The sequence below is a fragment of the Pseudomonas sp. E315 genome, from assembly GCF_055406205.1.
In genome coordinates, this window is the sequence record NZ_JBUZPJ010000002.1 from 209,662 (window position 1) to 232,421 (window position 22,760).

Annotated in this window: 20 protein-coding genes; 7 read left to right on the top strand and 13 right to left on the bottom strand. The window is 52.5% G+C overall.

The genetic code is table 11. The features are described from left to right. Positions 1-84: 84 nt before the first annotated feature. From glyA to ACZRJQ_RS04305, 3 genes are all read left to right on the top strand, one after another. Positions 85-1,338 (top strand): serine hydroxymethyltransferase, encoded by a 1,254-nt coding sequence (gene glyA, locus ACZRJQ_RS04295; protein WP_463977172.1) that lies wholly within the window; start codon positions 85-87, stop codon positions 1,336-1,338. A gap of 228 nt (positions 1,339-1,566) precedes the next feature. Next, the gene (locus ACZRJQ_RS04300) at positions 1,567-2,787 is read left to right on the top strand and encodes an aminotransferase class I/II-fold pyridoxal phosphate-dependent enzyme (protein ID WP_463977173.1); all 1,221 of its coding nucleotides are present in this window, start codon (positions 1,567-1,569) and stop codon (positions 2,785-2,787) included. An 84-nt stretch (positions 2,788-2,871) separates the two neighbouring features. Further along, positions 2,872-4,026, top strand: a complete 1,155-nt coding sequence (locus tag ACZRJQ_RS04305) for an MFS transporter (protein WP_463977174.1) — start codon at positions 2,872-2,874, stop codon at positions 4,024-4,026. Here the strand turns inward: ACZRJQ_RS04305 and lanM are convergent. From lanM to ACZRJQ_RS04330, 5 genes are all read right to left on the bottom strand, one after another. Next, the gene (lanM, locus tag ACZRJQ_RS04310; protein ID WP_463977175.1) at positions 4,012-7,083 is read right to left on the bottom strand and encodes a type 2 lanthipeptide synthetase LanM; all 3,072 of its coding nucleotides are present in this window, start codon (positions 7,081-7,083) and stop codon (positions 4,012-4,014) included. The two genes, ACZRJQ_RS04305 and lanM, sit on opposite strands and share 15 nt — an antisense overlap. Positions 7,084-7,210: 127 nt before the next feature. Further along, positions 7,211-7,354, bottom strand: coding sequence for a hypothetical protein (locus ACZRJQ_RS04315; protein WP_463977176.1), 144 nt, complete (start codon positions 7,352-7,354; stop codon positions 7,211-7,213). 213 nt (positions 7,355-7,567) lie between these two features. Next, complete coding sequence (gene yjiA / locus ACZRJQ_RS04320) at positions 7,568-8,530, bottom strand: GTPase (protein ID WP_463977177.1); 963 nt, start codon at positions 8,528-8,530, stop codon at positions 7,568-7,570. 146 nt (positions 8,531-8,676) lie between these two features. Then, complete coding sequence (locus ACZRJQ_RS04325; RefSeq protein ID WP_007937254.1) at positions 8,677-8,874, bottom strand: YbdD/YjiX family protein; 198 nt, start codon at positions 8,872-8,874, stop codon at positions 8,677-8,679. 15 nt (positions 8,875-8,889) lie between these two features. Beyond that, entirely contained in the window at positions 8,890-10,956 is a 2,067-nt protein-coding gene (locus ACZRJQ_RS04330) for a carbon starvation CstA family protein (RefSeq protein WP_463977178.1), read from the bottom strand. Between the two features lie 169 nt (positions 10,957-11,125). Here ACZRJQ_RS04330 and ACZRJQ_RS04335 point away from each other — a divergent pair, with 169 nt between their 5' ends. After that, entirely contained in the window at positions 11,126-11,494 is a 369-nt protein-coding gene (locus tag ACZRJQ_RS04335) for a PilZ domain-containing protein (protein ID WP_463977179.1), read from the top strand. A gap of 31 nt (positions 11,495-11,525) precedes the next feature. Here the strand turns inward: ACZRJQ_RS04335 and ACZRJQ_RS04340 are convergent, their stop codons facing one another. From ACZRJQ_RS04340 to katB, 4 genes are all read right to left on the bottom strand, one after another. Next, a complete protein-coding gene (locus ACZRJQ_RS04340; protein WP_463977180.1) occupies positions 11,526-12,107 on the bottom strand; it encodes a hypothetical protein in 582 nt (193 codons plus the stop codon). A 50-nt stretch (positions 12,108-12,157) separates the two neighbouring features. Continuing rightward, the gene (radA, locus tag ACZRJQ_RS04345; protein WP_463977181.1) at positions 12,158-13,525 is read right to left on the bottom strand and encodes a DNA repair protein RadA; all 1,368 of its coding nucleotides are present in this window, start codon (positions 13,523-13,525) and stop codon (positions 12,158-12,160) included. A 45-nt stretch (positions 13,526-13,570) separates the two neighbouring features. Continuing rightward, on the bottom strand, positions 13,571-14,101 hold the full coding sequence (locus ACZRJQ_RS04350; protein WP_463977182.1) for an ankyrin repeat domain-containing protein: 531 nt from the start codon (positions 14,099-14,101) through the stop codon (positions 13,571-13,573). A gap of 80 nt (positions 14,102-14,181) precedes the next feature. Beyond that, complete coding sequence (gene katB / locus ACZRJQ_RS04355; RefSeq protein WP_463977183.1) at positions 14,182-15,723, bottom strand: catalase KatB; 1,542 nt, start codon at positions 15,721-15,723, stop codon at positions 14,182-14,184. A 209-nt stretch (positions 15,724-15,932) separates the two neighbouring features. Between katB and mscL the strand changes: the two genes are divergently transcribed. Next, positions 15,933-16,346 carry a large-conductance mechanosensitive channel protein MscL gene (gene mscL / locus ACZRJQ_RS04360; protein WP_016779363.1) on the top strand — a complete coding sequence of 138 codons (414 nt, stop codon included), beginning with the start codon at positions 15,933-15,935 and terminating at the stop codon, positions 16,344-16,346. Positions 16,347-16,415: 69 nt separating this feature from the next. Here mscL and ACZRJQ_RS04365 read toward each other — a convergent pair whose 3' ends face one another. Then, on the bottom strand, positions 16,416-17,192 hold the full coding sequence (locus tag ACZRJQ_RS04365; RefSeq protein ID WP_463977184.1) for a ferredoxin--NADP reductase: 777 nt from the start codon (positions 17,190-17,192) through the stop codon (positions 16,416-16,418). A gap of 341 nt (positions 17,193-17,533) precedes the next feature. Here ACZRJQ_RS04365 and ACZRJQ_RS04370 point away from each other — a divergent pair, with 341 nt between their 5' ends. Both ACZRJQ_RS04370 and ACZRJQ_RS04375 read left to right on the top strand, forming a co-directional pair. Continuing rightward, a complete protein-coding gene (locus ACZRJQ_RS04370) occupies positions 17,534-18,247 on the top strand; it encodes a LuxR family transcriptional regulator (protein WP_463977185.1) in 714 nt (237 codons plus the stop codon). Between the two features lie 138 nt (positions 18,248-18,385). Beyond that, positions 18,386-19,510, top strand: coding sequence for a methyltransferase (locus ACZRJQ_RS04375; protein ID WP_463977186.1), 1,125 nt, complete (start codon positions 18,386-18,388; stop codon positions 19,508-19,510). 177 nt (positions 19,511-19,687) lie between these two features. Here the strand turns inward: ACZRJQ_RS04375 and ACZRJQ_RS04380 are convergent, their stop codons facing one another. From ACZRJQ_RS04380 to ACZRJQ_RS04390, 3 genes are read right to left on the bottom strand one after another with little or no spacing between them, the layout of a single operon-like run. Beyond that, positions 19,688-19,855 (bottom strand): DUF2474 domain-containing protein, encoded by a 168-nt coding sequence (locus tag ACZRJQ_RS04380; RefSeq protein ID WP_463977187.1) that lies wholly within the window; start codon positions 19,853-19,855, stop codon positions 19,688-19,690. Between the two features lie 60 nt (positions 19,856-19,915). Further along, the gene (cydB, locus tag ACZRJQ_RS04385) at positions 19,916-20,923 is read right to left on the bottom strand and encodes a cytochrome d ubiquinol oxidase subunit II (RefSeq protein WP_463977188.1); all 1,008 of its coding nucleotides are present in this window, start codon (positions 20,921-20,923) and stop codon (positions 19,916-19,918) included. Between the two features lie 3 nt (positions 20,924-20,926). After that, entirely contained in the window at positions 20,927-22,366 is a 1,440-nt protein-coding gene (locus ACZRJQ_RS04390) for a cytochrome ubiquinol oxidase subunit I (RefSeq protein WP_463977189.1), read from the bottom strand. Between the last annotated feature and the right edge of the window lie 394 nt (positions 22,367-22,760).

The following is a 22,760-nucleotide window of genomic DNA, read 5'->3' on the forward strand; positions in this document are numbered from 1 at the left end:
CCACATGATTGCCTTTCATATGCCAGATAAAACCCATTGAGTTAGAATGCCCCTCTTTTCTGCCCCCGATCCTTGAGGACCGCCATGTTCAGCCGTGATTTGACACTTGCCAAGTTCGACGCCGACCTTTTTGCCGCTATGGAGCAAGAAGCTCAGCGCCAGGAAGAACACATTGAGCTGATCGCTTCGGAAAACTACACCAGCCCTGCGGTGATGGAAGCTCAAGGCTCGGTTCTGACCAACAAATACGCTGAAGGCTACCCAGGCAAGCGTTACTACGGCGGCTGCGAATACGTCGACGTGGTTGAGCAACTGGCAATCGACCGTGCAAAAGAGCTGTTCGGCGCAGATTACGCCAACGTTCAACCGCACGCTGGCTCTCAGGCCAACAGCGCTGTTTATCTGGCCCTGCTGTCGGCTGGCGACACCATTCTGGGCATGAGCCTGGCTCACGGCGGCCACTTGACCCACGGCGCCACTGTTTCGTCCTCGGGCAAACTGTACAACGCAGTTCAGTACGGCATCGACGCCAATGGCCTGATCGACTACGACGAAGTTGAACGTCTGGCTGTTGAACACAAGCCAAAAATGATCGTGGCGGGTTTCTCTGCTTACTCGCAGATTCTGGACTTCCCGCGCTTCCGCGAAATCGCTGACAAAGTTGGCGCTTACCTGTTCGTGGACATGGCTCACGTAGCCGGTCTGGTCGCTGCTGGCGTTTACCCGAACCCGGTTCCATTTGCTGACGTGGTCACCACCACCACCCACAAAACCCTGCGCGGCCCACGTGGCGGCCTGATTCTGGCCAAAGCTAACGCTGACATCGAGAAGAAGCTGAACTCAGCTGTATTCCCGGGTTCGCAAGGTGGCCCACTGGAGCACGTGATCGCAGGTAAAGCAGTGTGCTTCAAAGAAGCGCTGCAACCTGAGTTCAAGGTTTACCAGCAACAAGTGGTCAAAAACGCCCAAGCGATGGCATCGGTGTTCATCGAGCGTGGCTTTGACGTGGTATCGGGCGGCACTGAAAACCACCTGTTCTTGCTGTCGCTGATCAAGCAAGACATCTCCGGTAAAGATGCTGACGCCGCTCTGGGCAAAGCCTTCATCACCGTGAACAAGAACTCCGTACCTAACGACCCACGCTCCCCGTTCGTGACCTCGGGTCTGCGTTTCGGTACTCCTGCTGTTACCACTCGCGGCTTCAAAGTAGAAGATTGCCGTGAACTGGCTGGCTGGATCTGCGACATCCTGGACGACATCAACAACGAAGCTGTGATTGATGCTGTTCGTGAGAAGGTCAAAGCTATCTGCGCCAAACTGCCGGTCTACGGTAACTAAGCGTCAATAGCTGAATAAAAAGCCCGGTTTTAAACCGGGCTTTTTTTCGGACTTTATTTACAACCTGATCAACCTTACTTCCAATTTTCCACGCACACATTCCTACAAATATGAATTTTCATTCGCCAGCGTAGGATTATCTTGCCTAAGCTACGGAACCCGCCCACATACACATTTAGTAATAAACGTTGAAAATAACTTCTTCCACACTAGAAGGAGCTATCGAAAATGCTGGGCACAACTGCGCAAAAAAACACATTCGGCAATTACAAGAAAGTTATCGAATTAGCAGATGCTCACTGGAAAGCAGCAGAGCGTGAAAAAACATCTAACCTTGATACGACCATAGAAAACATTAACCAGTTAAAAGACCAATACGGTCGAACATTCCACCATTTTTGCACTACCTCCTACCTCGGGCTTGATTATCACCCCGCCCTATTAGAAGGCGCCATTAACGCCCTCAGAGACACCGGCTCGCTACGAATTTCAAATTCTAAAAATCGTTGCAAACTTCACATCCTGGAACTGTATGAAAACGAGTTATCAACACTGTTTTCAGCCCACTGCCTCAGTACATTATCATGCAGTGCCGCAAGTTCAGGCGTACTTCCATTACTGGCTTGTGGCACATTCACCGGCAATGTCGCACCCGTCATGTGTTTTGACAAACACGCTCACTACTCGATGAACCATATAAAAGCCGCCTGTGCAGATGAAACCGATGTTGTGACGTGCCCGCACAATGACATGGACTATCTTGAAGACCTGTGCAAAACAAATCGACGCGTGGCCTACATTGCTGACGGTGTGTACAGCATGGGCGGCGTGACAAACGTTGAAGCCATTAAATATTTAAAAAATCGTTATGGCTTATTTACTTACCTCGATGATTCGCACTCATTGTCCGCCACGGGTGACCACGGCAGAGGATATATCCGATCAAGCTTTCCAGCATTTGACGACAGCTCAATTATTGTGGCATCACTGGCAAAGTCCTTCGGCGCCAGCGGCGGCGTTGTTATGTTCGCAGACCTTGAACACAAACAAAAAACCTTGCGCTATGGCGGCCCCAGCAACTGGTCTCAAAGCTTGAACAGCGCAGCAATCGGCGCCGGAAGAGCCTCCGTTGCGCTTCACCACACCCATGAACTGAGCCTGTTACAACGCAGGTTACAGGCCAACATAGAACTGTTCGACAGCCTCATAAACACAGCGCAGTCCGGCAGTTTTACGGCTATCAGGCTTATTCGGTGTGGCCAAGCAGAGATCGCCACACGAATAGCAGCCTACCTCGCCGACAATGGTTTTTTCACAGCTGCTGTATTTTTTCCGGTTGTTGCTCGGGGCGAGTCTGCTATTCGGATTACCCTTCGCGCAGATATGACACCCGCTCTGATAATAAAATTTTGTAATCTAGTAAAAGAATATTGGTGGAACGTCGATTAATGTCGCCCCTATAGAATAATCATGTTCTACGCGCCAACCTCACCAAACAGCTGAAACAGCCATTAAACATCAGGGGCAATAGGAATGGAGCAGACATATCATTTTCACGTGATCACTATTGCCTGCGCATCTGTGTTTCTGGCACAGCTAGGCATGATGATGTATTTGCCTGCACTTCCTGCACTCGCCTTGTCCTTGCAAACAACAGACGCGCTCACCTCGCTGGCTTTGCCCATTTATTTAGTGGGAATGGCACTGCCCATGTTGTTTCTAGGCAAATGGGGCGCTTGGATTGGGCTTAAACCTGTATTGATGTTGTCTTTGGTTGTATTTGCCATTAGCAGCACGCTCGCCGCATTGTCCACGGATGTAGAAGTGTTTTTGTGCGCTCGCTTTACTCAAGGCTTAGGCGCCAGTGGCATATCGGTAATGGCCCGCTCATTGATTGCTCATCACTTCAAAGGCAATGAACTGGCCAAGGCCCTCTCACTCTTATCCATTGCTTTTGTTGTTTCACTAGGGATTGGCCAATATGCAGGCGCCTTATTGATGAGTGCCTTCGGGTGGCCCGTCATTTTTTACGTATTGGCATTGGGCTCGGTGGTTTTAATAGTGATTATCTACCGTTACTTATTAAACTCCCCCAGGGCCAATGAGACGCCCGTTTGTTGGGGCCACTATTTAAGTATTGCCCGTCACCTGCCTTTTTTGCGGGCCGCGTTTATTGGCGGCTTAGGCTACGGCATCATTATTGCCTTCAATACCGCAGCACCCGCGATCTTTCAAAGGACCTATCAGTGGTCGGTCAATGACTACGGGCGACTAGGCTGGGGGATGAGCCTGGCCTATCTTCTGGGTTCACTCAGTGTCAGTCGATACGTCTCAACATTAGGGCGAACAAAGCTAACGACAGTTGCCACTACCTTTATGCTGCTTGCCAGTACCGTGATGGTGATCGGTTTGTGGATAACGTCAAATTCCTTATTACTCTGGCTGCCGTACTGTCTGATCGTATTCGGCCAGGCCATCAACTACCCCATCAGTTTGTCCCAGGCGAGTGAACACTCCCCCGTAACGGGACCTTATGCAATGGCACTCTGCGGTCTGATTCATCAGGTGGTTGCAGCAGTAATAGGTGTGCTGGTCAGTCTGATCGACCAACCAACCCCCTTATGGATCTCCAGCACCTGCCTACTGCTGGCCTTGCTGGTCTATGTACTCAAATCATACAGAGCCTAAGCCCAGAGTCAGAACACCAGGCATGGTCGGGTCAATTGCATAGAGCAAGGCATAACCAACGCCTGCTACGCCTGTCATAAGCCCAATATCAGGTAGCGATTGCGTGTTAAGGGTCGCGCCTGCAAAAAAGCGATCAGTCAGTAGGCTCAAATGTTGCTCAACACGATCCAGGCCCGGTTGATTGGCTGTGCGTTGATATAGGGTGTGCAAACACATCAAGTTGCCGAAATCACCGTGGCACAAGCTATAGCTACTGCCGAATCCCTTTTCCCAAAGATTATGTTCACACCGAACGATATCCGACTGCACTTCATGCAAAATATCAGCGCATACTTTATTTTCCATCGTTTTGAGGAACTGCTGCCTTGTTAACAAAATACCTCCATCGCCATGACACCACATGGATAAGCATCCTGGATTATCGGCATCACGTAGATCTAACCAAAAGCCATCTTTCATCAAACAGTTTTCGGCTTTGATCAGCTCAATTGCCAACGAAATTAATGACTCATCTTCATTGACCTCATACGCCTTACATATGGCATAAGTGACACCCGACAAGCCATGAGAAAGACCCGTGAGAATTATCGAGCTATCTTTTTTTCGGTAGCACTTACCATCCCGAAATACGGTCTCGGACCTCAGATATTCAATCCACCTATTAATGGCTAATAAAAGATCAGCCCTGGGCTCGATCAAATATATATTCGACAGCAGGGTAATAGCACCGCAGCACCCGCCCAAGAAATCGTATTCATATTCACAGGCAGGCACTTCCATCAACTTACTAAGCCACCCCTCAGCAATAGTGTCAAACAGAGGTTCATCCACAATCACTTGCCTGTTAATACGCAAATACAGGTATGAACCAACACCATGATAAGCACTCACACTGATATCGGCTTTAAAGTAATCTAAGGTCTCAGATAACGACTGCAAAATTTGATCAACACGCTGTAAATAAAACGCTTGCTGAGTAACCTTATACAGCCCTAGGTACAACAGACCTAATCCAGCAATCCCTGAGTACAGACCATTACCCATAGGAGACAAATATTTACGCCGTGTGGAGGCATTAGTTTGGAAGTTAAGCCATCTAACGTCTGAACCCTCCCTACCAATCGCTAACTCTTCCAGCAGGGAGGCCAGTGTCACAACGCACTCTAAACGTTGAACTTGCTCCTGAACACTGAGCGCATCACGGGATGCCTTCCCATTAGACAAGTGACTATCAGGGTCTGAGAACAAACAATTTTGAAGTACGGCCATTTGTAAGCGTTTGTCGACGGGTGACAGGCTGGCAATTTTATTTTTACAACAGTCCAGTGGCGTTTCTACTGCTTGCATATCACTGACAATGCCGTGCGAGCTGACCAAGCGGCACGTGTCGAGCTTCATGGTGAAATAAGGTACACATCGTTTTTCCAGGGCAGCTATTTCATGCTCTGGAACGCGCACATCAGCATAATGTGGCTTTGTATCTTTCCATATCGTCGCTAACAACAATTCTTTATCTAACATGTTTTGTGTAAAGCGCGGATGCTGACTTAAAGACATAAAGTCAGCATAGCGCTGAGTATTCCTGACCAGCACACGTGTAGACAGTGTTGCGGCAAACTCCTCCAGCAGACTTACAACCTCATCTCTATTGTTCATCACTGCGTCATAGCCGCACTCAAAGCCGTTCATAAATGCATCACGCCACTCATCAACTCCCCGGTGAGTGTTTTCAAAAATAGGTAAGTGTTTTTGAAGCGAACGGTGTTCAACGGGGTGTTTTATAAGATGATAAAAACCACTTTCGCAGACTAGTTTTCGAGACGTCGATAACAGTATCTCTTGCCTGCTTAAACCACTCACATCATTTGAGCCACCTTGCGCAAAAGGTACAAAGCCGCTCGAAAAAACTGAATGCCGGGTTTGCTTAAAGGCTTTGAATAAAGCAGAGTCCCTAGGCAAATCGAAGAGCTGATCGCTCAAGCTCCCCGTAAATAAGCACTCCAGATCAATCATGACGGGGTCGCAACCACACGCGATAATATTTTCGTGATGAAAGTCGATTCCGTTCAATGCGTAAATTACTGCGACCTGAGCCCCCAGCTTCTGATAAAACAAAGCCACATCAGCTTCTGTTTCGCAGACGCGATTCTCTACCCGCTCAATCCAAGAGTGGTTATCAATATTTAACAAGACAGGGGCATAAATATCGAAACACTGCAACCTGGTTTTACTGCAAAGAAAAGCCAGCAATCGATTATAAAACACAACCTCATGACTCTTTCGCGGCTTATAAATGAGAACTGTATCCCCGACCTCAACACTGCAAACAGTTTCCGAGTTACCGTGAGGGTCACCAAGACCAAAACAAATAGAGGATACCACCTGAGACTTCAACTTAAAACTCAGCGCCAAGTGCTCTTTATCGTCAATAAATCCCTGAAGCACCTTAAAAAAATAATCGACGGTATCATCAATAAATTCAAACAACCCTTTAGCTAACACTGGATAAGCCGTCAGCAGCGGCCGCAGCGTTTTGTACCGCAACTCAAGCCCCAGCTGTTCATCGCCAACACCCTCGCCTTCTGAAATTCTAGTATTTAAATAATGAACCAGACTAGGTTCAGCTGAGCGACTGACAACATCAACAATATATAGCTCGGTACTGCCCAACAATTTATCGACGTCGATATAACTTGTCACCGCTGAAAAACGCACATCCTTTACAATAGACTTTACAAAAAAATTATAAAACCGTAAGCCAAATTCCTTAAGCCCCATAGAAACAGACGCTTCATCAAAAAAAGTCTGCGCTTCTAGCTTTATGATTTTTTTATTTAAAGCCTCTACTGCAACGGCCTCGCCTTCCGCGAGAGTAAAACCTTCCTCACCACCGTTAATACATTCAAGTAACTGCGCACGCGCCAACCCGAAATACTGTTTTACATGAACGTCTGCTTCATGCAATTTCTCCATATGCTGGGTAAACAAGCTCGCCTCTAGATGAGAGGTATAAAAATGTTTGCCTCGCTGACGGAACTTTAAACTTTTCTCTAACACACCCAGCCTCCAACAAAAAAATAGAGCAGAAAACCTGCTCTATTTTTCGCCACCCCATTGTTGGGGCTTCTTATGCCTCTGCAATGTTTAGCGCACACTTAATACTCATGCGCATACGCTATGCTTATTAGCACAATAGGGCAGTGCAGTTCTCGGTTCCACATTCAACGATAGTCACATCAACCGACTCAGCACTTACTTCACTAACCAACGCATAAGCGCTAAATTCATTTTCAAAATCACCGGACATAGCCAAAAGATCTTCTTTCATGATTTTCAGTCCCTTATTGTTAATTAGGCCCTACATTGAGCACCGAAAAACAGTAACACGCTGATTTATCAGAACCAACTTACAAGGTATTTCCCAACGTAACTGTTATATACAGTTACTTTCACAAACCCCTCTTACACGCCGTCCTTTCTCCGCAACTACTGGCCCTACCATCATCAATAAAAACATTCTTACGGCATTTAAAATATTATTTTACAACTGTGCAAAACCCTCGCGAATCTTGGCCTCGGGCAAATCATCGGCAATGAATACCATCACACTTTCACGCGTTTCGCCGTCGCGCCATTCGGTGTCCCAATCAAAACCATAGAGTTTGAGTACGCCCTGAAACACTAATCGACGATCCTCACCCGCAATATTCAGTACGCCTTTGTAGCGCAGCAGCTGTTTGCCGTGGTCTTCGAGCAGTTCGTTCATGAATGCGCTGAGGCTGTCGATATCCAGCGCTTTTTCGGTGCGCAGCACTACGCTTGAAATGCGATCAATGGAGGTTGCAGGCTGCACCGGACGCAAGCTTAGCCCGCCACCCAAATCTGCATTGAGGTTAAACCCGCGCACATCCAGCAGTTGCGCCAGGTCTATTTTGCCGTGCTCGACCACTCGGATCGGAGCCCGGCGGTTGATGCGGGTCAAACGCTCGCTCAACGCATCAAACGTAGCGTCATCCACCAAGTCGCGCTTACTCACTAGCAATCGATCTGCAAAGCCAATCTGCGCTTGAGCGATGGTTTGAGTCAGATGGACATCCGCGTGGGCCGCATCGACCAAGGTGATGATGCCGTCTAGCAGGTAGCGTTCGCGTAACTCTTCATCGATGAAAAAAGTTTGTGCGACGGGGGCCGGGTCAGCCAGGCCCGTGCATTCGATCACCAAGCGATCAAAAGCAATTTCGCCGCTGTCCAAACGCTCAAGCAACAGGTACAGCGCCTTGGTCAGGTCGGTGTGGATGGTGCAGCACACGCAGCCGTTGGCCAGGGTCATCACTTGTACGGGCTCGTCGCCCAGCAGTTGAGTATCGATCCCGGCGTCGCTGAATTCGTTTTCGATAACGGCGATTTTAAGCCCGTGTTCGGCCTTAAGCAGGTAACGCAGCAAGGTGGTTTTACCAGCACCGAGAAAGCCACTGAGAATGGTGACGGGGATGGGAGATGACATGCAGTGTCTCCTTAAAAAATGGGGGTGCTAAAACAACTGTAGGAACGAGTTGCTCGCAATAACGGGCTGCCAATCAACCATGAGGTTGAATGCCAAGCCGCCATCGCGAGCACGCTCGCTCCTACACAAGCCCGCGTATTAGCGGGTTAACAGCACTTAGGGCCACCCTTGCCGCCGTAACGTGCTTCTTGGCGTTCCCGAAAGAACGCCTCGTAGCTCATCACCGGCTTATCGGGATGTTTGGTTTGCATATGCTCGACGTAGTTGTCGTAGTCGGGCATGCCGACCATCAGGCGCGCTGCCTGACCGAGGTATTTACCGAGGCGACTCAGGTCATTGAACATGGTTGCAACCCTCTGTTAAGCATCCGGCATGGCTTGGTACGGCGACTCTTTATCCGTACGTTCTTTGGTACCCCACGCAGCCACACCTACTTTGATCGCATAGAACAGGATGCTGAACACCACGAACAGGAACAGCACTGTCAGCCCGGCGTTGGTGTACGCGTTGATGATGACGTGTTGCATCTGATCAATGCTTTTGGCCGGTGCAATTACTTGGCCTGCGTCCAGTGCGGTGCTGTATTTGTTCGCCAGCGCCAGGAAGCCTACCGCCGGATTGGCATCGAACAGCTTGATAAAGCCTGCGGTCGTGGTGCAGATCAGCAGCCAAACCGCTGGCAGCATGGTGACCCAGATGTAGCGCTGACGCTTCATTTTGATCAGCACAACCGTGGCCAGCATTAACGCAATACCTGCCAGCATCTGGTTAGAGATACCGAACAGAGGCCACAAGGTGTTGATCCCGCCCAGAGGGTCGATCACGCCTTGGTACAGCAAGTAACCCCACATCGCCACACACAGACCGGTTGCCAACAAGTTGGCGCCCCAGGACTCGGTGCGTTTAAGGGCAGGAACAAAGCTGCCCAACAGGTCTTGCAGCATGAATCGACCGGCACGCGTACCCGCATCAACGGCAGTCAGAATGAACAGGGCTTCAAACAGAATGGCGAAGTGGTACCAGAACGCCATAGTGTTTTCGCCCGGCAACACGTTATGCAGGATCTGTGCGATCCCCACTGCCAGGGTTGGCGCACCACCTGCACGGGCCAGAACGGTGGTTTCACCGATGTCTTTGGCCAACGCACTCAGGGCATCCGGGGTGATTGCAAAGCCCCAACTGCTCACCGTTTGCGCCACGGTCACCACGTCGCCGCCAACGATAGCCGCAGGGCTGTTCATGGCGAAGTACACGCCCGGCTCAATCACCGAAGCAGCCACCATTGCCATGATGGCCACGAAGGACTCCATCAGCATGCCGCCGTAACCGATGTAACGGGCGTTGCTTTCGTTATCCAGCAGTTTGGGTGTGGTACCCGAGGAGATCAGCGCGTGGAAACCCGACACCGCACCACACGCAATGGTGATGAACAGGAACGGGAACAGGCCGCCTTTCCAGACTGGGCCAGTGCCGTCAGTGAACTGTGTCAGTGCGGGCATTTTCAGTTCTGGCATGGTGACCAGAATGCCGATCGCCAGCGCAACAATGGTGCCGATTTTGAGGAAGGTCGACAGATAGTCACGTGGTGCCAGTACCAGCCACACCGGCAGGACTGCCGCAACAAAGCCATAACCGATCAACATCCAGGTGATTTGCGTACCGGTGAAGGTAAACACGTGAGCCCACTCAGGATCAGCTGCGATTTGGCCCCCCAGCCAGATCGAGCCGAGCAACAGCAGCACACCAACAATCGAGATTTCCCCGATGCGACCCGGACGGATGTAGCGCATGTAAATGCCCATGAACATCGCAATCGGGATGGTGGCCATCACGGTGAACATGCCCCACGGGCTCTCGGCCAAGGCTTTGACCACGATCAGTGCCAGCACCGCGAGGATGATGATCATGATCAGGAAGCAGCCAAATAGCGCAATGGTGCCTGGCACCTTGCCCATTTCTTCGCGCACCATGTCGCCCAGCGAACGACCGTTACGACGAGTGGACATGAACAGAACCATGAAGTCCTGCACAGCACCGGCCAGCACCACACCGGCGATCAGCCAAAGCGTGCCCGGCAGATAGCCCATTTGCGCGGCCAATACGGGGCCGACCAAAGGTCCGGCGCCAGCAATAGCTGCAAAGTGGTGACCAAAAAGAATGTGTTTGTTGGTCGGCACGTAGTCCAGACCATCGTTGTTGAGCACCGCCGGCGTTGCCCGGCGCGGGTCCAGCTGCATTACATGATTAGCAATAAACAGACTGTAGTAACGATAAGCGACCAGATAGATAGCGACCGCAGCCACTACAATCCACAGCGCGTTAATCGCCTCACCCCTACGCAATGCCACCACGCCAAGGGCGCAGGCTCCTACAATTGCCAGCACCAGCCACGGGATGTGGCGTAGCAGGCTATTTTTATTATTCATTTTTATATTCCGGCCAGTTGGACAAGAAGGACTGCCCCCGGAGTTTAGCGCCCTCAGCACTAAAGACCAGCCCCCAAGGTCGGTCTAGAGCCTTCTTTTATGGTTTTTTGCAATGCTGGCTTTTGGCCCGTGAGGGCTATAGTTCAAGGCACACCCAGAGGGCTCTGCCATGCACGACCATTTCGCAGAACGTCGACGTTTTACGCGTATCGGGTTTGATGCCCGCACAGAACTTCAGCAAGGGCCGCACCGTTGGTCGGTCACGTTGATTGATCTGTCGCTAAAAGGCTTGCTGATTGAGCGTCCGCAGAACTGGCAAGCCGACGCTAATCAGCCTTTCACGGCCCAGATCCAGCTTGACCCGCACACGCAGGTCTACATGGATGTGCGCTTGGCCCATGACGCTGATGAACAACTGGGTTTTGCCTGCGAGCACATCGACCTCGACTCGATCAGCCACCTGCGGCGCCTGATCGAGTTGAATATGGGGGACCCGGCGCAACTTGATCGAGAGTTGGGAGCGTTGATGGCCTGTTAACCCCCTGACCCACACCTGTAGGCCACCTGCCTTAAATCAACTTAAGCCTGATCGCTTCTTCAACTGAGCGTTGGGTCAGTCGCTGGACGACTTTATCGGGCACAGTGTTAAACGGCGCCGCAACCACCAGAAACAGTTGAACCCAAGTTTGGATCGATTCCGTTTGTTCTGTTCGGCCAATCACTTTGCCATCGCCGTTTCTGTAGATCATTTCCAGGGTGTAACTTGTGCGAAAGGTCATCGGAACAAGTAACAGAGTTGCTCCGGTGATAACCGCGCTGAGCTTACTGCCCGTTTCGTATGAACCCAAGATCGCGTTGACGTACAGATCCGACCCTTGAGGTTGTGTGGTAACACGCTCAAAACGCCCGGATTGGGCAAAGGTGTTGAGGATGATGCCGTGAAATTGCTCTGTTGCGCCGAGCCGCGCTCGCTGTTGATCATTAAAGCCCGGGGTTGGGCTAAACCGCACAGTCATCACAGGCTTGGTCTTGCTGCTGCCAGCTAAGGGCGGCCACGCCTCGACCGGCGCCGATTCATGCAGTGAGTAAGACACACAGCCACTTAGAAACAGGCTAACGCCCAAGGCAAATCCATAAACTATCCGTGTCACATCTACATCCTTTTAGACGCATTAATTGCAGCTAAACCATTCAGCTCGGCTTACTCAAACAGCGCATCCAGCGCTTGTTCCAAACGGGTCACACCTATGATTTGCAAACCGGGTGGCGACTCTTTTGGGGCGTTGCCCTTGGGCACGATGGCGCGTTTAAAACCATGTTTGGCCGCCTCTTTCAAACGCTCCTGACCACTGGGCACTGGGCGCACTTCGCCGGACAAGCCGACCTCACCAAACACCAGCAAGTCGTGAGGTAACGGTCGGTTGCGCAGGCTGGACATCACGGCGGCCATCAAGGCCAAGTCAGACGCTGTCTCAAGCACTTTGACCCCACCCACCACGTTGAGGAAAACGTCCTGGTCGTGAGTCGGAATACCGCCATGTCGGTGCAAGACTGCCAGCAACATGGCCAAACGGTTTTGATCCAACCCCAAGGTCACACGCCGCGGGTTGGACATATGGCTGTCATCCACCAGCGCTTGAACTTCGACCAACATGGGCCGTGTGCCCTCCCAAGTAGCCATAACTACGCTGCCCGGCACTTCTTCCTGCGCCCGAGTGAGGAAAATCGCAGACGGGTTAGAGACTTCTTTCAGGCCTTTGTCCGTCATGCCGAACACGCCCAGTTCGTTGACCGCGCCAAAACGGTTTTTTACCGCACGCAGCAAACGCAGACGCCCGTCAGACTCGCCTTCGAAATACAGCACGGTGTCGACCATATGCTCCAACACGCGAGGGCCCGCCAATGCGCCTTCTTTGGTCACGTGGCCGACCAAAAAAATTGCCGTGCCGCTCGACTTGGCATAACGCACCAGCAAGGCGGCACTTTCACGCACTTGCGACACGCCGCCCGGCGCTGATTGCAGCTGTTCCGTGAAGATGGTCTGAATGGAGTCGATCACCATCACCTTGGGCTTTTCCAGCTTGGCCGTGGCGATAATGCTTTCGATGCAGGTTTCGGTCATGACCTTGAGCTGATCCTGCGGCAACCCCAAACGCCGGGCACGCATGGCCACTTGCTGTTGGGACTCCTCGCCAGTCACATACAACGCAGGCATGCGCGTGGCCATGTGACACAAGGTTTGCAGCAGAATGGTGGACTTACCGATCCCCGGATCGCCGCCAATCAGCACCACCGAGCCATCAACCAGCCCGCCACCGAGCACTCGATCCAGCTCACCGGAGGCGGTCGAGAAGCGCGGGATTTCTGCAATGCTGACTTCAGCCAGGGTTTTGATCTGCGCTTGTTGCCCGGTCCAGCCTGTTCTGCCGCTGGGGGGAGCTGCCGAGCCGCTTTCTACAATGGTTTCAACCAATGTGTTCCAGACCCCGCACTCAGCGCACTGCCCGGCCCACTTGGGAAACGTTGCACCGCACTCGGTGCAGCCGAATATGCGCTTAGGCTTGGCCATCTGAACTCCGCGAAAAAAACGCGATGATAGCCCACCCGGCAGGGATCAGCGTGATACCGGCATGCGAATTTCACCATTGGCCAGCCGAGCGGCACTGTTGCCCAGTGGGTCTTCAGCCGTCAGATCCGCCCCTTTACGGGACAAATCCTTGAGAATTTCAACCCGCTTAAACAGGCCGGCGTACATCGCGGCAGTCTGCCCAGCGCCATTGCGTTGGTCGGGGTTACAGTCAGCCGCCAGCAAGCGGCGAGCAATTGTAAGCTCACCTTTGAAAATAGCGCCCATCAAGGCTGTGTTACCGCGTTTGTCTTGCACACACGCATTGGCGCCAGCGCCCAGTAAATGCTCTACCGCCTCCCCCTGACCGTTATAGGCCGCGAGAATCAACGCGGTGTAGCCTTTGTTGTCTTGAACGTCGAGTGTGTAGTGCGACTCGATGAAGGTATCGAGCATGGCGACATCGCCTCGGCGGGCAGCATCGAAGTAGTAGCTCTGGAGTTGGGCTTGGGTGTCGGGCTGTTCAGCAAACGTCAACCCACTGACCAGCAACAGCCCTAAAGCCATAAAAGCACGCATGGTTGTCCCTCCTTATAAACACTCAAAGGTCCCACGCACGCGGCGGTCGTTTAACAACCGCAGCGTGCGTGGATCAGGGGTTAATCTGCCAGCTTGGCAGCCAGTGCCTTCACGCGGCTCAGATCACCTTTGGCCACTTTGGTGACGCCAGTGCCGTACTCAGGGTCAGCCTTATAGAGGAACGACAGGATGATGTGCTTGCTTTCATCATCAGTGGTCGCTAACGAACCACCAAAGCTAGCGATCAAATCCTGACGTTCTTTGTTGCTGAACGAACGGTACAAGTCGCCTGCTTGCTTGAAGTTTTGCTCACGCTGAATCTTCGCTTGCTGAGTGTTACCCGACAACGGCATTTCGCTGTAGCGCGCCGCTTGCGGCTCATCACGCGGCATCAGACGGCTTGGCTGATAGTTCACACCCGTGGTGGTGTGGCCGATGTTCATGGCGCCGTCTTGATTGCCATTGTTCACAGCAATACGCGGTGCGTTGATCGGCAATTGCAGGGCGTTTGCGCCCAAACGGTACATCTGCGTATCGGCGTAGGAGAACACGCGACCTTGCAGCAAACGGTCTTCGGAAGGCTCGATACCCGGCACCAGATTGGCCGGAGCCATCGCGACCTGCTCTGTTTCCTGGAACACGTTGGCCGGGTTACGGTTCAACACCATCTGACCCACTTTGCGCTCAGGCACATTTGGCCAGATTTTGGTCGCATCCAACGGGTCGAAGTCGAACGATTTCAAGTCCTCAGGTTTGAGCACCTGCACATACAAATCCCACTTCGGGAAGTCGCCCTTGTTGATGTGGGTAACCAGGTCGTTGCTCATGTGGCTGTAATCATTGCCCTGAACCTGAGTCACCTGCTTAGGATCAAGGTTGTTCAGGCCTTGCAGGCTTTTCCAGTGGAACTTCACATAACGCACATCGCCTTTGGCGTTCACCAGTTTGTAAGCGTGTACACCATTGCCGTCCATCTCACGGTAGCTGGCCGGGGTGCCCGAGTTGGAGTACAGCTCGGTCAAGGTGCGCGTGGCTTCCGGAACGTGAGAGAAGAAATCGAAGCGACGCGAGTCGTCATCAAGATTGGTACGCGGGTCAGGTTTGAACGCGTGAACCATGTCCGGGAACTTGATGGCATCGCGAATGAAGAACGTCGGGAAGTTGTTGCCGACCAAGTCCCAGTTACCGTCAGCGGTGTAAAACTTGGTGGCAAACCCTCGTGGGTCGCGCAGGGTTTCTGGCGAGTGGTTGCCATGCACCACGGCCGAGAAGCGCACAAACACCGGTGTGGTTTGCCCAGCAGCAAAAACCTTGGCTTTGGTCAAATCGCTTAAGTCATTGGTCACGGTGAACGTGCCGTGTGCGCCTGCACCACGGGCATGCACCACACGCTCCGGGATGCGCTCACGATCAAAACGCTGAAGTTTTTGCAGCAACTGCACGTCTTGCAGCATTACGGGGCCGTTGGCTCCCGCCGTTTGAGAGTTTTGGTTGTCGCCGACGGCTGCGCCGTTATCGCGGGTTAACGTCGCAGCATGGACTGAAACCGACAACAGGCTGGCACTCAAAACACACAGCAAGCGCCGCTGTGAAAGTGTTCCGAAACCAAAGGGGGTGCTCATGGGTAAATCCTCTCTTTATTGGGGGCACAGTGAAGTGCGCTTGCCAAAGGCTAGAGGTCAAAGCCCGAAACTCTAAATAGAAAGGTCTGAAGTGAGCCATTAATAAATAAGGCTGGTAATAGCGCCCTTAAACACGTAGATGGCAGGCAAGATCTGCGAGGCTGATTTACACTGCACCCACCAACCTCATCTGTAACAAGGAATAACCTATGGGCGTGATAAGTGAGTTTAAGGCCTTCGCGGTCAAAGGGAACGTGGTCGATATGGCCGTCGGTATCATCATCGGCGCAGCATTTGGCAAAATCGTTTCATCCTTTGTAGGTGATGTGGTTATGCCGCCACTGGGCTTGTTGATTGGTGGTGTGGATTTCAGTGATTTAGCGATCACTCTCAAAGCCGCCGCAGGCGATGCACCTGCCGTGGTCGTGGCTTACGGCAAATTCATCCAGAGCGTGATTGACTTCATCATCGTGGCGTTTGCCATCTTTATGGGTGTGAAGGCCATCAACCGTCTGAAACGTGAAGAAGCAGTTGCGCCTAGCGCACCACCGCTTCCCTCTAAAGAAGAAGAGTTGCTGGGCGAGATTCGTGACTTGCTTAAAGTGCAAAACAATCGGCCCTAAACGGCACAATTAAAACAAGGGCGCCTGAGCTGGCGCCGTTGTTTTAATCACGCGAGCAACTAGCGCAAACTACCAATAGTTCTCGACAGCAACCTGCCCCGGCCTGCGCGTCAAACTCAACTGCATATCTCGATCCTTAAGTAACTTGCGCGTGTCATCAATCATCTGCGGGTTGCCACATAACATAACGCGAGAATGCTCAGGGCTCAGCTCAACCCCTGCGGCTCGTTCCAACTCACCGTTTTCAATTAACGTTGTAATGCGCCCATTCAAAGCACCCGGTATTTGCTCGCGCGTCACGATTGGAATGTAGATCAACTTGTGCGCATGTTCTGCAAGGTAGTCACGCTCACCCAGCTCGCAGATCAACTCTTGATAAGCCAGCTCTCGTGCTTCACGGGCGCTGTAAACCAGCACAATGCGCTCAAACTTCTCCCAGACTTCAAAATCTTGCAGGATCGACACAAAAGGCGCGATGCCTGTGCCAGTTGCCAGCAACCACAAATCACGACCATCAACGAAGCGATCCAGGGTCAAATAACCAAAAGCCTGACGATCAACCATCAATGTGTCGCCCACCTGCAAGCGGCTCAGCTCGCTGGTGAACTCCCCGCCAGGTACCACAATCGAAAAAAATTCGAGGAACTCATCATAGGGCGAGGACACCATCGAGTAAGCCCGCCACACAGTGCTGCCATCAGCCTTGGTCACGCCCAACCGGGCGAACTGCCCTGCCCGAAACCGAAAGCCGGGGTCGCGTGTTGTCCGCAGCGTAAACAAACTGGGGGTCAGAGACGTAACGTCGAGAAGCGTCTGGCGGGTGAATTTTTCTGCGCTGGCAGTCATGGTGCACTCCATTGGCGAATGCCCCTAGTGTCGCGCAAACACCGGCGCAGAAACACCGATGGTTTGTGATGACATCCATACAGCCACCCCCACATCTATGTCGTTTTGATTTAAAAAGCTTAAAGAACACTATTTATTTTATATAAAACACATAACCACATATTGACGCCAATTAATAAGCCCTCATACTCCTGACACTTAACCGCCTCTATCGAACACAATCAAAAATACAACACAATGACAACTAACATGCCCCTTATCAGAAAAAGATTATCATTAAAAAAATATCAACTAATATAAATCCAACCAACGCTCGCAGCTCTAGAGAACAAGGACGACTTATGGGCACCCTACACAAAATCCATAAAAATCAATTCACTAACCCCGCAGACGAGTGCGAGCTGTTTAACCATACGTTAAAGCAGACAATTCTTTATGGCTTCGACCACTTCTTCTTCAGCATTACACCCAACTTCGGAAACATCTATACGGATAGCAAAATAACAACAAGCTATCCAATTGAGTTTGTAAAGTGCTACTCATCAAATGTGCTGCTACATAAAAACGCGATCATTGCTCACTGCCAAACATCTATAGATCCAATTATTTGGGACGAAGCGGCCTTTATCGACACCCCTCATTTTTCGAAAGGGGCACACGCCTATGGCGTGAACTATGGATGGTCGCAAGCGGTTCACGACGCAAAAGGCGCTGTCAGTATCCTGACCTTGATCAGACGTAGCACACCTGTCAGCCCCGAGGAGTTCAATGAAAAAGCCGGCGACATACTGTGGCTGTGCAATCAGCTTCACAGTGCGATGGCCGTGAAACTTTTTAATCAGCCGAGAATGACCGAGCCCATTGCCCGCTTGTCCGTCCGCGAGTCAGAAGTGCTCAAGTGGACGGCCCAAGGCAAGACCGCCTCAGACATTGGCATGATCTTGAGCCTCACCCCTCGCACAGTGAACTTCCACATCAGCAGCGTTATCCGAAAAATGGGCGCCAGCAACAAAACCTCCGCCGTTGTCATTGCCAGCAAATCAGGCCTGCTATAGGCCTGTTGATAAGCAATCAGGCAATCCGCTACAAAAAAACGTAAAATCCGCAGCACCTGTAAAACCCACCGGACTCCATTGGCTGACAGACCGCTTCTGCGTGTCTGTCCAGCAATCGAATCCCCAGAGTTTGTATCAATGCCCTTGCTCGAAAGCCCGTTCGCCCAACTTGACTTGATCCGCCAACCTGAACAGCAAAATGAGCCACTACAGGCTTTTGACGCTGCCGATGAGTATTTACTCAATCACTTGGCCGAACAGGCCCTGCCCGCGAACAGCCGCGTATTGGTGCTCAACGACAGTTTTGGCGCACTGGCAATCAGCCTCGTCAAAACAATGCAAGTCAGCAGTAGCAGCGACTCGTTCCTGGCCACTCAGGCATTGCAAAAAAACCTTGTGCGCAACGGCTTGGGGTTTGATGCCGCAACCATCATCCCCGCCAATCAACCACTGATTGGCCCTTTTGACTGTGTGCTGATACGCGTCCCCAAAACACTGGCGCTGCTTGAAGAACAACTGATTCGTCTACAGGGCCAACTGGCGCCGGGCGCAAAAATCATCGCTGGCGCAATGGTTAAACATTTACCGCGTGCGGCTGGCGATTTGCTGGAGCGTTATGTCGGCCCTGTACAAGCATCTCTGGCGGTTAAAAAGGCGCGTTTGCTGAGCGCCACACCTGAAGCTAAAGCGCCTTTTACATCCCCTTACCCTTCGCGTTACCTGCTGGATGAGCCGCGCATTGAATTGCTCAACCACGCCAATGTGTTCTGCCGCGAAGGGCTGGACATTGGCACGCGCGCCTTCCTGCCTCACTTGCCAAAAAATCTCGGCCATGCCCGAGTGGCGGATCTGGGCTGCGGTAATGGCGTATTGGCCATCGCGAGCGCCCTGAGCAACCCGGATGCCCACTACACGCTGGTAGATGAGTCGTTTATGGCGGTGCAATCAGCCCGTGAAAACTGGCGCGCGGCGCTGGGCGATCGCGACGTAAGCGTACGTGCTGATGACGGTTTGGCAGGCCAGCCCCAAGACTCGCTGGATGTGGTGCTGTGCAACCCGCCCTTCCACCAACAACAAGTGGTAGGCGACTTTCTGGCCTGGCGCATGTTCCAGCAAGCACGGGATGCGCTCGTAGTCGGTGGCGCGCTGTACATCGTTGGCAATCGTCATTTGGGCTACCACAGCAAACTCGCCAAGCTGTTCCGCGGCGTTGAGCAAGTGGCCGCTACACCCAAGTTTGTGATTCTTAAAGCACGCAAGTAACGCGCCTGGATGTTTACCTCTGTAGGAACCCGCTTGCTTGCGATCATTTCATTGCTCACAAGCAAGCTAGCCACTGAGACGCCACAACCCCAAACGTACCTCCCAAAAAAAACCCTCCGAGGAGGGTTATAAATCCGTGCTGCAAGGCAACGGGATGGGAAGTCAGTTGCAGCGTATTCAATGGCTCTTCATGCCTGCTGCGGTCATGAACAAGCGAATCAGCCAGGCAAACGCCGCCAGCGTGACGACGCTACCAGTCCAGATCACCAGCAACCAGCCAATGCGTTGCCACAGCGGCTTTTTCTCGCACTCTTGCACGTCGTGTAGATAATCCTTGCCAGCCATGTTCAAGCGCTCCTCTTAAGGAAAAGGCTGCGACCTTCAAGGCCGCAGCGGCACATTTGACTAGTGATAGCCGTCTTCGTGGGTCACCTTGCCGCGGAAAACGTAATAGCTCCAGAAGGTGTAGCCCAGAATGAACGGAATGATGAACAGGGTGCCGACCAGCATAAAACCTTGGCTTTGCGGTGGTGCGGCAGCGTCCCAGATCGAAATCGAGGGCGGAATGATGTTCGGCCACAGGCTGATACCCAAGCCGCTGTAGCCCAGAAAAATCAGCACCAACGTCAGCAGAAACGGCGTGTAATGCGCGTTTCGTGCAATGGCCTTAAGCAGCCCGTACATCGTGACCAACACTAGAATCGGCACCGGCAAGAACCAAAACAGGTTCGGCAAGGTGAACCAACGAGCCGCAATCTCTGAGTGCGCCAGCGGCGTCCACAGGCTTACAACCCCCATCAGCACCAACACGCCCAGTGCCAATGGCCGACCCAGTTTGTGCATACGCTCTTGCAAATGGCCTTCGGTTTTCATGATCAACCAAGTACAGCCCAGCAAGGCATACGCCACGATCAGTGCTATGCCGCAGAACACGGTAAACGGCGACAACCAGTCCAGACCGCCTCCCGCGTACTGGCGGTCAACCACTGGAATGCCATCAATAAAGGCCCCCAATGCCACGCCCTGAAAGAAGGTCGCGGCAATCGAACCGCCGATGAACGCCTTGTCCCAAATGTGGCGTTTGTTCGCCCGGGCCTTGAAGCGAAACTCGAAAGCCACACCCCGAAAGATCAAACCGACCAGCATCAATATCAGCGGTAAATACAGGGCGGACAACACCACCGAATACGCCAGCGGGAAAGCACCGAACAACGCAGCGCCGCCCAATACCAACCAGGTTTCGTTGCCGTCCCAGACCGGTGCGACCGTGTTCATCATCACATCACGGTCTTTCTCGCCCTTGATGAAGGGGAACAGGATGCCGATCCCAAGATCGAAACCATCCATGACCACGTACATCATGATCCCGAAGATGATGATGATTGCCCAGATAAGTGGCAGATCAATACCCATGACTCAATTCCCCTTGTTCAGGCTGTCACTGTGGCCGTCGTCGATGCCTTCATCGGCAGCAGACAGTGGACGGGCAGGCGTGCGTTGCTGACCTGGACCACCGGTGGTGTGTGAATCACCCTCGTGAGTAATCGGCCCTTTGCGCACCAGTCGCATCATGTAACCGATACCGACACCAAACAGCGCGAAGTACACCAACACAAACATGACCAGCGTGATGCTCATTTGCGTAACGCTATGGTTCGACGAGGCATCTGCAGTGCGCATCAACCCGTAAACCACCCACGGCTGACGGCCAATTTCAGTGGTGAACCAACCTGCCAGAATGGCGATCAGCCCTGATGGCCCCATCCACAGCACCAGTCGCAGGAACCAACGGTTCTCGTACAACGTGCCGCGTTTACGCAGCCACACGCTCCACAGGCCAATGAAGATCATCAGCATGCCCAGCGCCACCATGATGCGGAAGCTGAAGAACACAATCGTGGAGTTGGGACGATCAGCTGCCGGGTAATCCTTCATCGCCGGAACTTGCTTGTCCAAGCTATGGGTCAGGATCAAGCTGCCCAGATACGGCACTTCAATCTTGTAATCGGTGGTCTCGGTTTTCATGTTCGGGATGCCGAACAGAATCAAAGGCGTTGGCTCACCGGGTTTGTTTTCCCAGTGCCCCTCAATGGCCGCGATTTTTACCGGCTGATACTTAAGGGTGTTCAGACCATGAAGGTCACCGATAAACGCCTGGAGCGGTGCAACCACCAAGGCCATCCACATGGCCATCGAGAGCATCCGGCGAATGGCCGGCGTGTTGCGACCGCGTAATAAATGCCAAGCCGCCGAAGCACCCACAAAGAACGCAGTCGCCACAAACGCGGCCGTTGCCATGTGCGCCAGACGGTAAGGGAACGACGGGTTAAAAATAACCGCCAGCCAATCGACGGGGATCACCCGGCCATCAATGATTTCGAAGCCCTGCGGGGTTTGCATCCAGCTGTTGGAAGCCAAGATCCAGAAGGTCGAAACCAGCGTGCCAAGGGCCACCATCGCCGTGGAGAAGAAGTGCATCCCTCGCCCCACGCGGTTCCAGCCGAACAGCATCACGCCCAAGAAGCCCGCTTCAAGGAAGAACGCGGTGAGGACTTCATAGGTCAACAGCGGCCCAGTCACCGCCCCCGCAAAATCCGAGAAGCGCGACCAGTTGGTGCCAAATTGATACGCCATCACCAGACCGGAAACGACGCCCATCCCAAAGTTGACTGCGAAAATCTTCGACCAAAAGTGATACAGATCGCGATAGGTGTCGTCACGGGTTCTCAGCCACAGCCCTTCGAGCACCATGAGATAACTGGCGAGACCGATGGTAATGGCGGGGAAAATAATGTGAAACGACACGGTAAACGCGAACTGAATTCGGGCGAGATCTAGAGCCTCCAAACCGAACATAAGCCTTCCTCTATCAGGTATCAGGTCGTTCAGGACATGGGCAGGACGCCGGTGTCCAACTGCCCCGCAGGCAATGGCCTCGCGAATCGCTGTTCGCTTTTGTAACCACAACGCAAGGGGTCTGGCCGTCTGGCCATCCAGACAAACCGGCAAAGGTTTTGATCTGGATCAAGCAATGGTCAAAGAGTAGTCGATTCCTGCGACACGGCTAATGTGGTTTGTTGTCGCGTGACAGGTTGTCCCAGGCCTTGAAATAGACCGTTGCACGAACAGCATGGAATCGTAAAAACGCCACCTTTGACCGACCGATGGACCGTTGAGTTGCAGCGCTCTGAGTCATCATTTGTTACAGAAAAATGATAACCTGCCGCCTCCCTCCGCACAGCCATGACCT

Bases quoted from the DNA above. Each gene is read 5' to 3' on its own strand.
- ACZRJQ_RS04350 (WP_463977182.1), bottom strand. From the start codon at position 14,101: ATGCGTGCTTTTATGGCTTTAGGGCTGTTGCTGGTCAGTGGGTTGACG.
- ACZRJQ_RS04335 (WP_463977179.1), top strand. From the start codon at position 11,126: ATGCACGACCATTTCGCAGAACGTCGACGTTTTACGCGTATCGGGTTT.
- ACZRJQ_RS04365 (WP_463977184.1), bottom strand. From the start codon at position 17,192: ATGACTGCCAGCGCAGAAAAATTCACCCGCCAGACGCTTCTCGACGTT.
- mscL (WP_016779363.1), top strand. From the start codon at position 15,933: ATGGGCGTGATAAGTGAGTTTAAGGCCTTCGCGGTCAAAGGGAACGTG.
- ACZRJQ_RS04305 (WP_463977174.1), top strand. From the start codon at position 2,872: ATGGAGCAGACATATCATTTTCACGTGATCACTATTGCCTGCGCATCT.
- cydB (WP_463977188.1), bottom strand. From the start codon at position 20,923: ATGGGTATTGATCTGCCACTTATCTGGGCAATCATCATCATCTTCGGG.
- glyA (WP_463977172.1), top strand. From the start codon at position 85: ATGTTCAGCCGTGATTTGACACTTGCCAAGTTCGACGCCGACCTTTTT.
- ACZRJQ_RS04315 (WP_463977176.1), bottom strand. From the start codon at position 7,354: ATGAAAGAAGATCTTTTGGCTATGTCCGGTGATTTTGAAAATGAATTT.
- radA (WP_463977181.1), bottom strand. From the start codon at position 13,525: ATGGCCAAGCCTAAGCGCATATTCGGCTGCACCGAGTGCGGTGCAACG.
- ACZRJQ_RS04330 (WP_463977178.1), bottom strand. From the start codon at position 10,956: ATGAATAATAAAAATAGCCTGCTACGCCACATCCCGTGGCTGGTGCTG.
- ACZRJQ_RS04300 (WP_463977173.1), top strand. From the start codon at position 1,567: ATGCTGGGCACAACTGCGCAAAAAAACACATTCGGCAATTACAAGAAA.
- yjiA (WP_463977177.1), bottom strand. From the start codon at position 8,530: ATGTCATCTCCCATCCCCGTCACCATTCTCAGTGGCTTTCTCGGTGCT.
- katB (WP_463977183.1), bottom strand. From the start codon at position 15,723: ATGAGCACCCCCTTTGGTTTCGGAACACTTTCACAGCGGCGCTTGCTG.
- ACZRJQ_RS04370 (WP_463977185.1), top strand. From the start codon at position 17,534: ATGGGCACCCTACACAAAATCCATAAAAATCAATTCACTAACCCCGCA.
- ACZRJQ_RS04325 (WP_007937254.1), bottom strand. From the start codon at position 8,874: ATGTTCAATGACCTGAGTCGCCTCGGTAAATACCTCGGTCAGGCAGCG.
- ACZRJQ_RS04380 (WP_463977187.1), bottom strand. From the start codon at position 19,855: ATGGCTGGCAAGGATTATCTACACGACGTGCAAGAGTGCGAGAAAAAG.
- ACZRJQ_RS04390 (WP_463977189.1), bottom strand. From the start codon at position 22,366: ATGTTCGGTTTGGAGGCTCTAGATCTCGCCCGAATTCAGTTCGCGTTT.
- ACZRJQ_RS04375 (WP_463977186.1), top strand. From the start codon at position 18,386: ATGCCCTTGCTCGAAAGCCCGTTCGCCCAACTTGACTTGATCCGCCAA.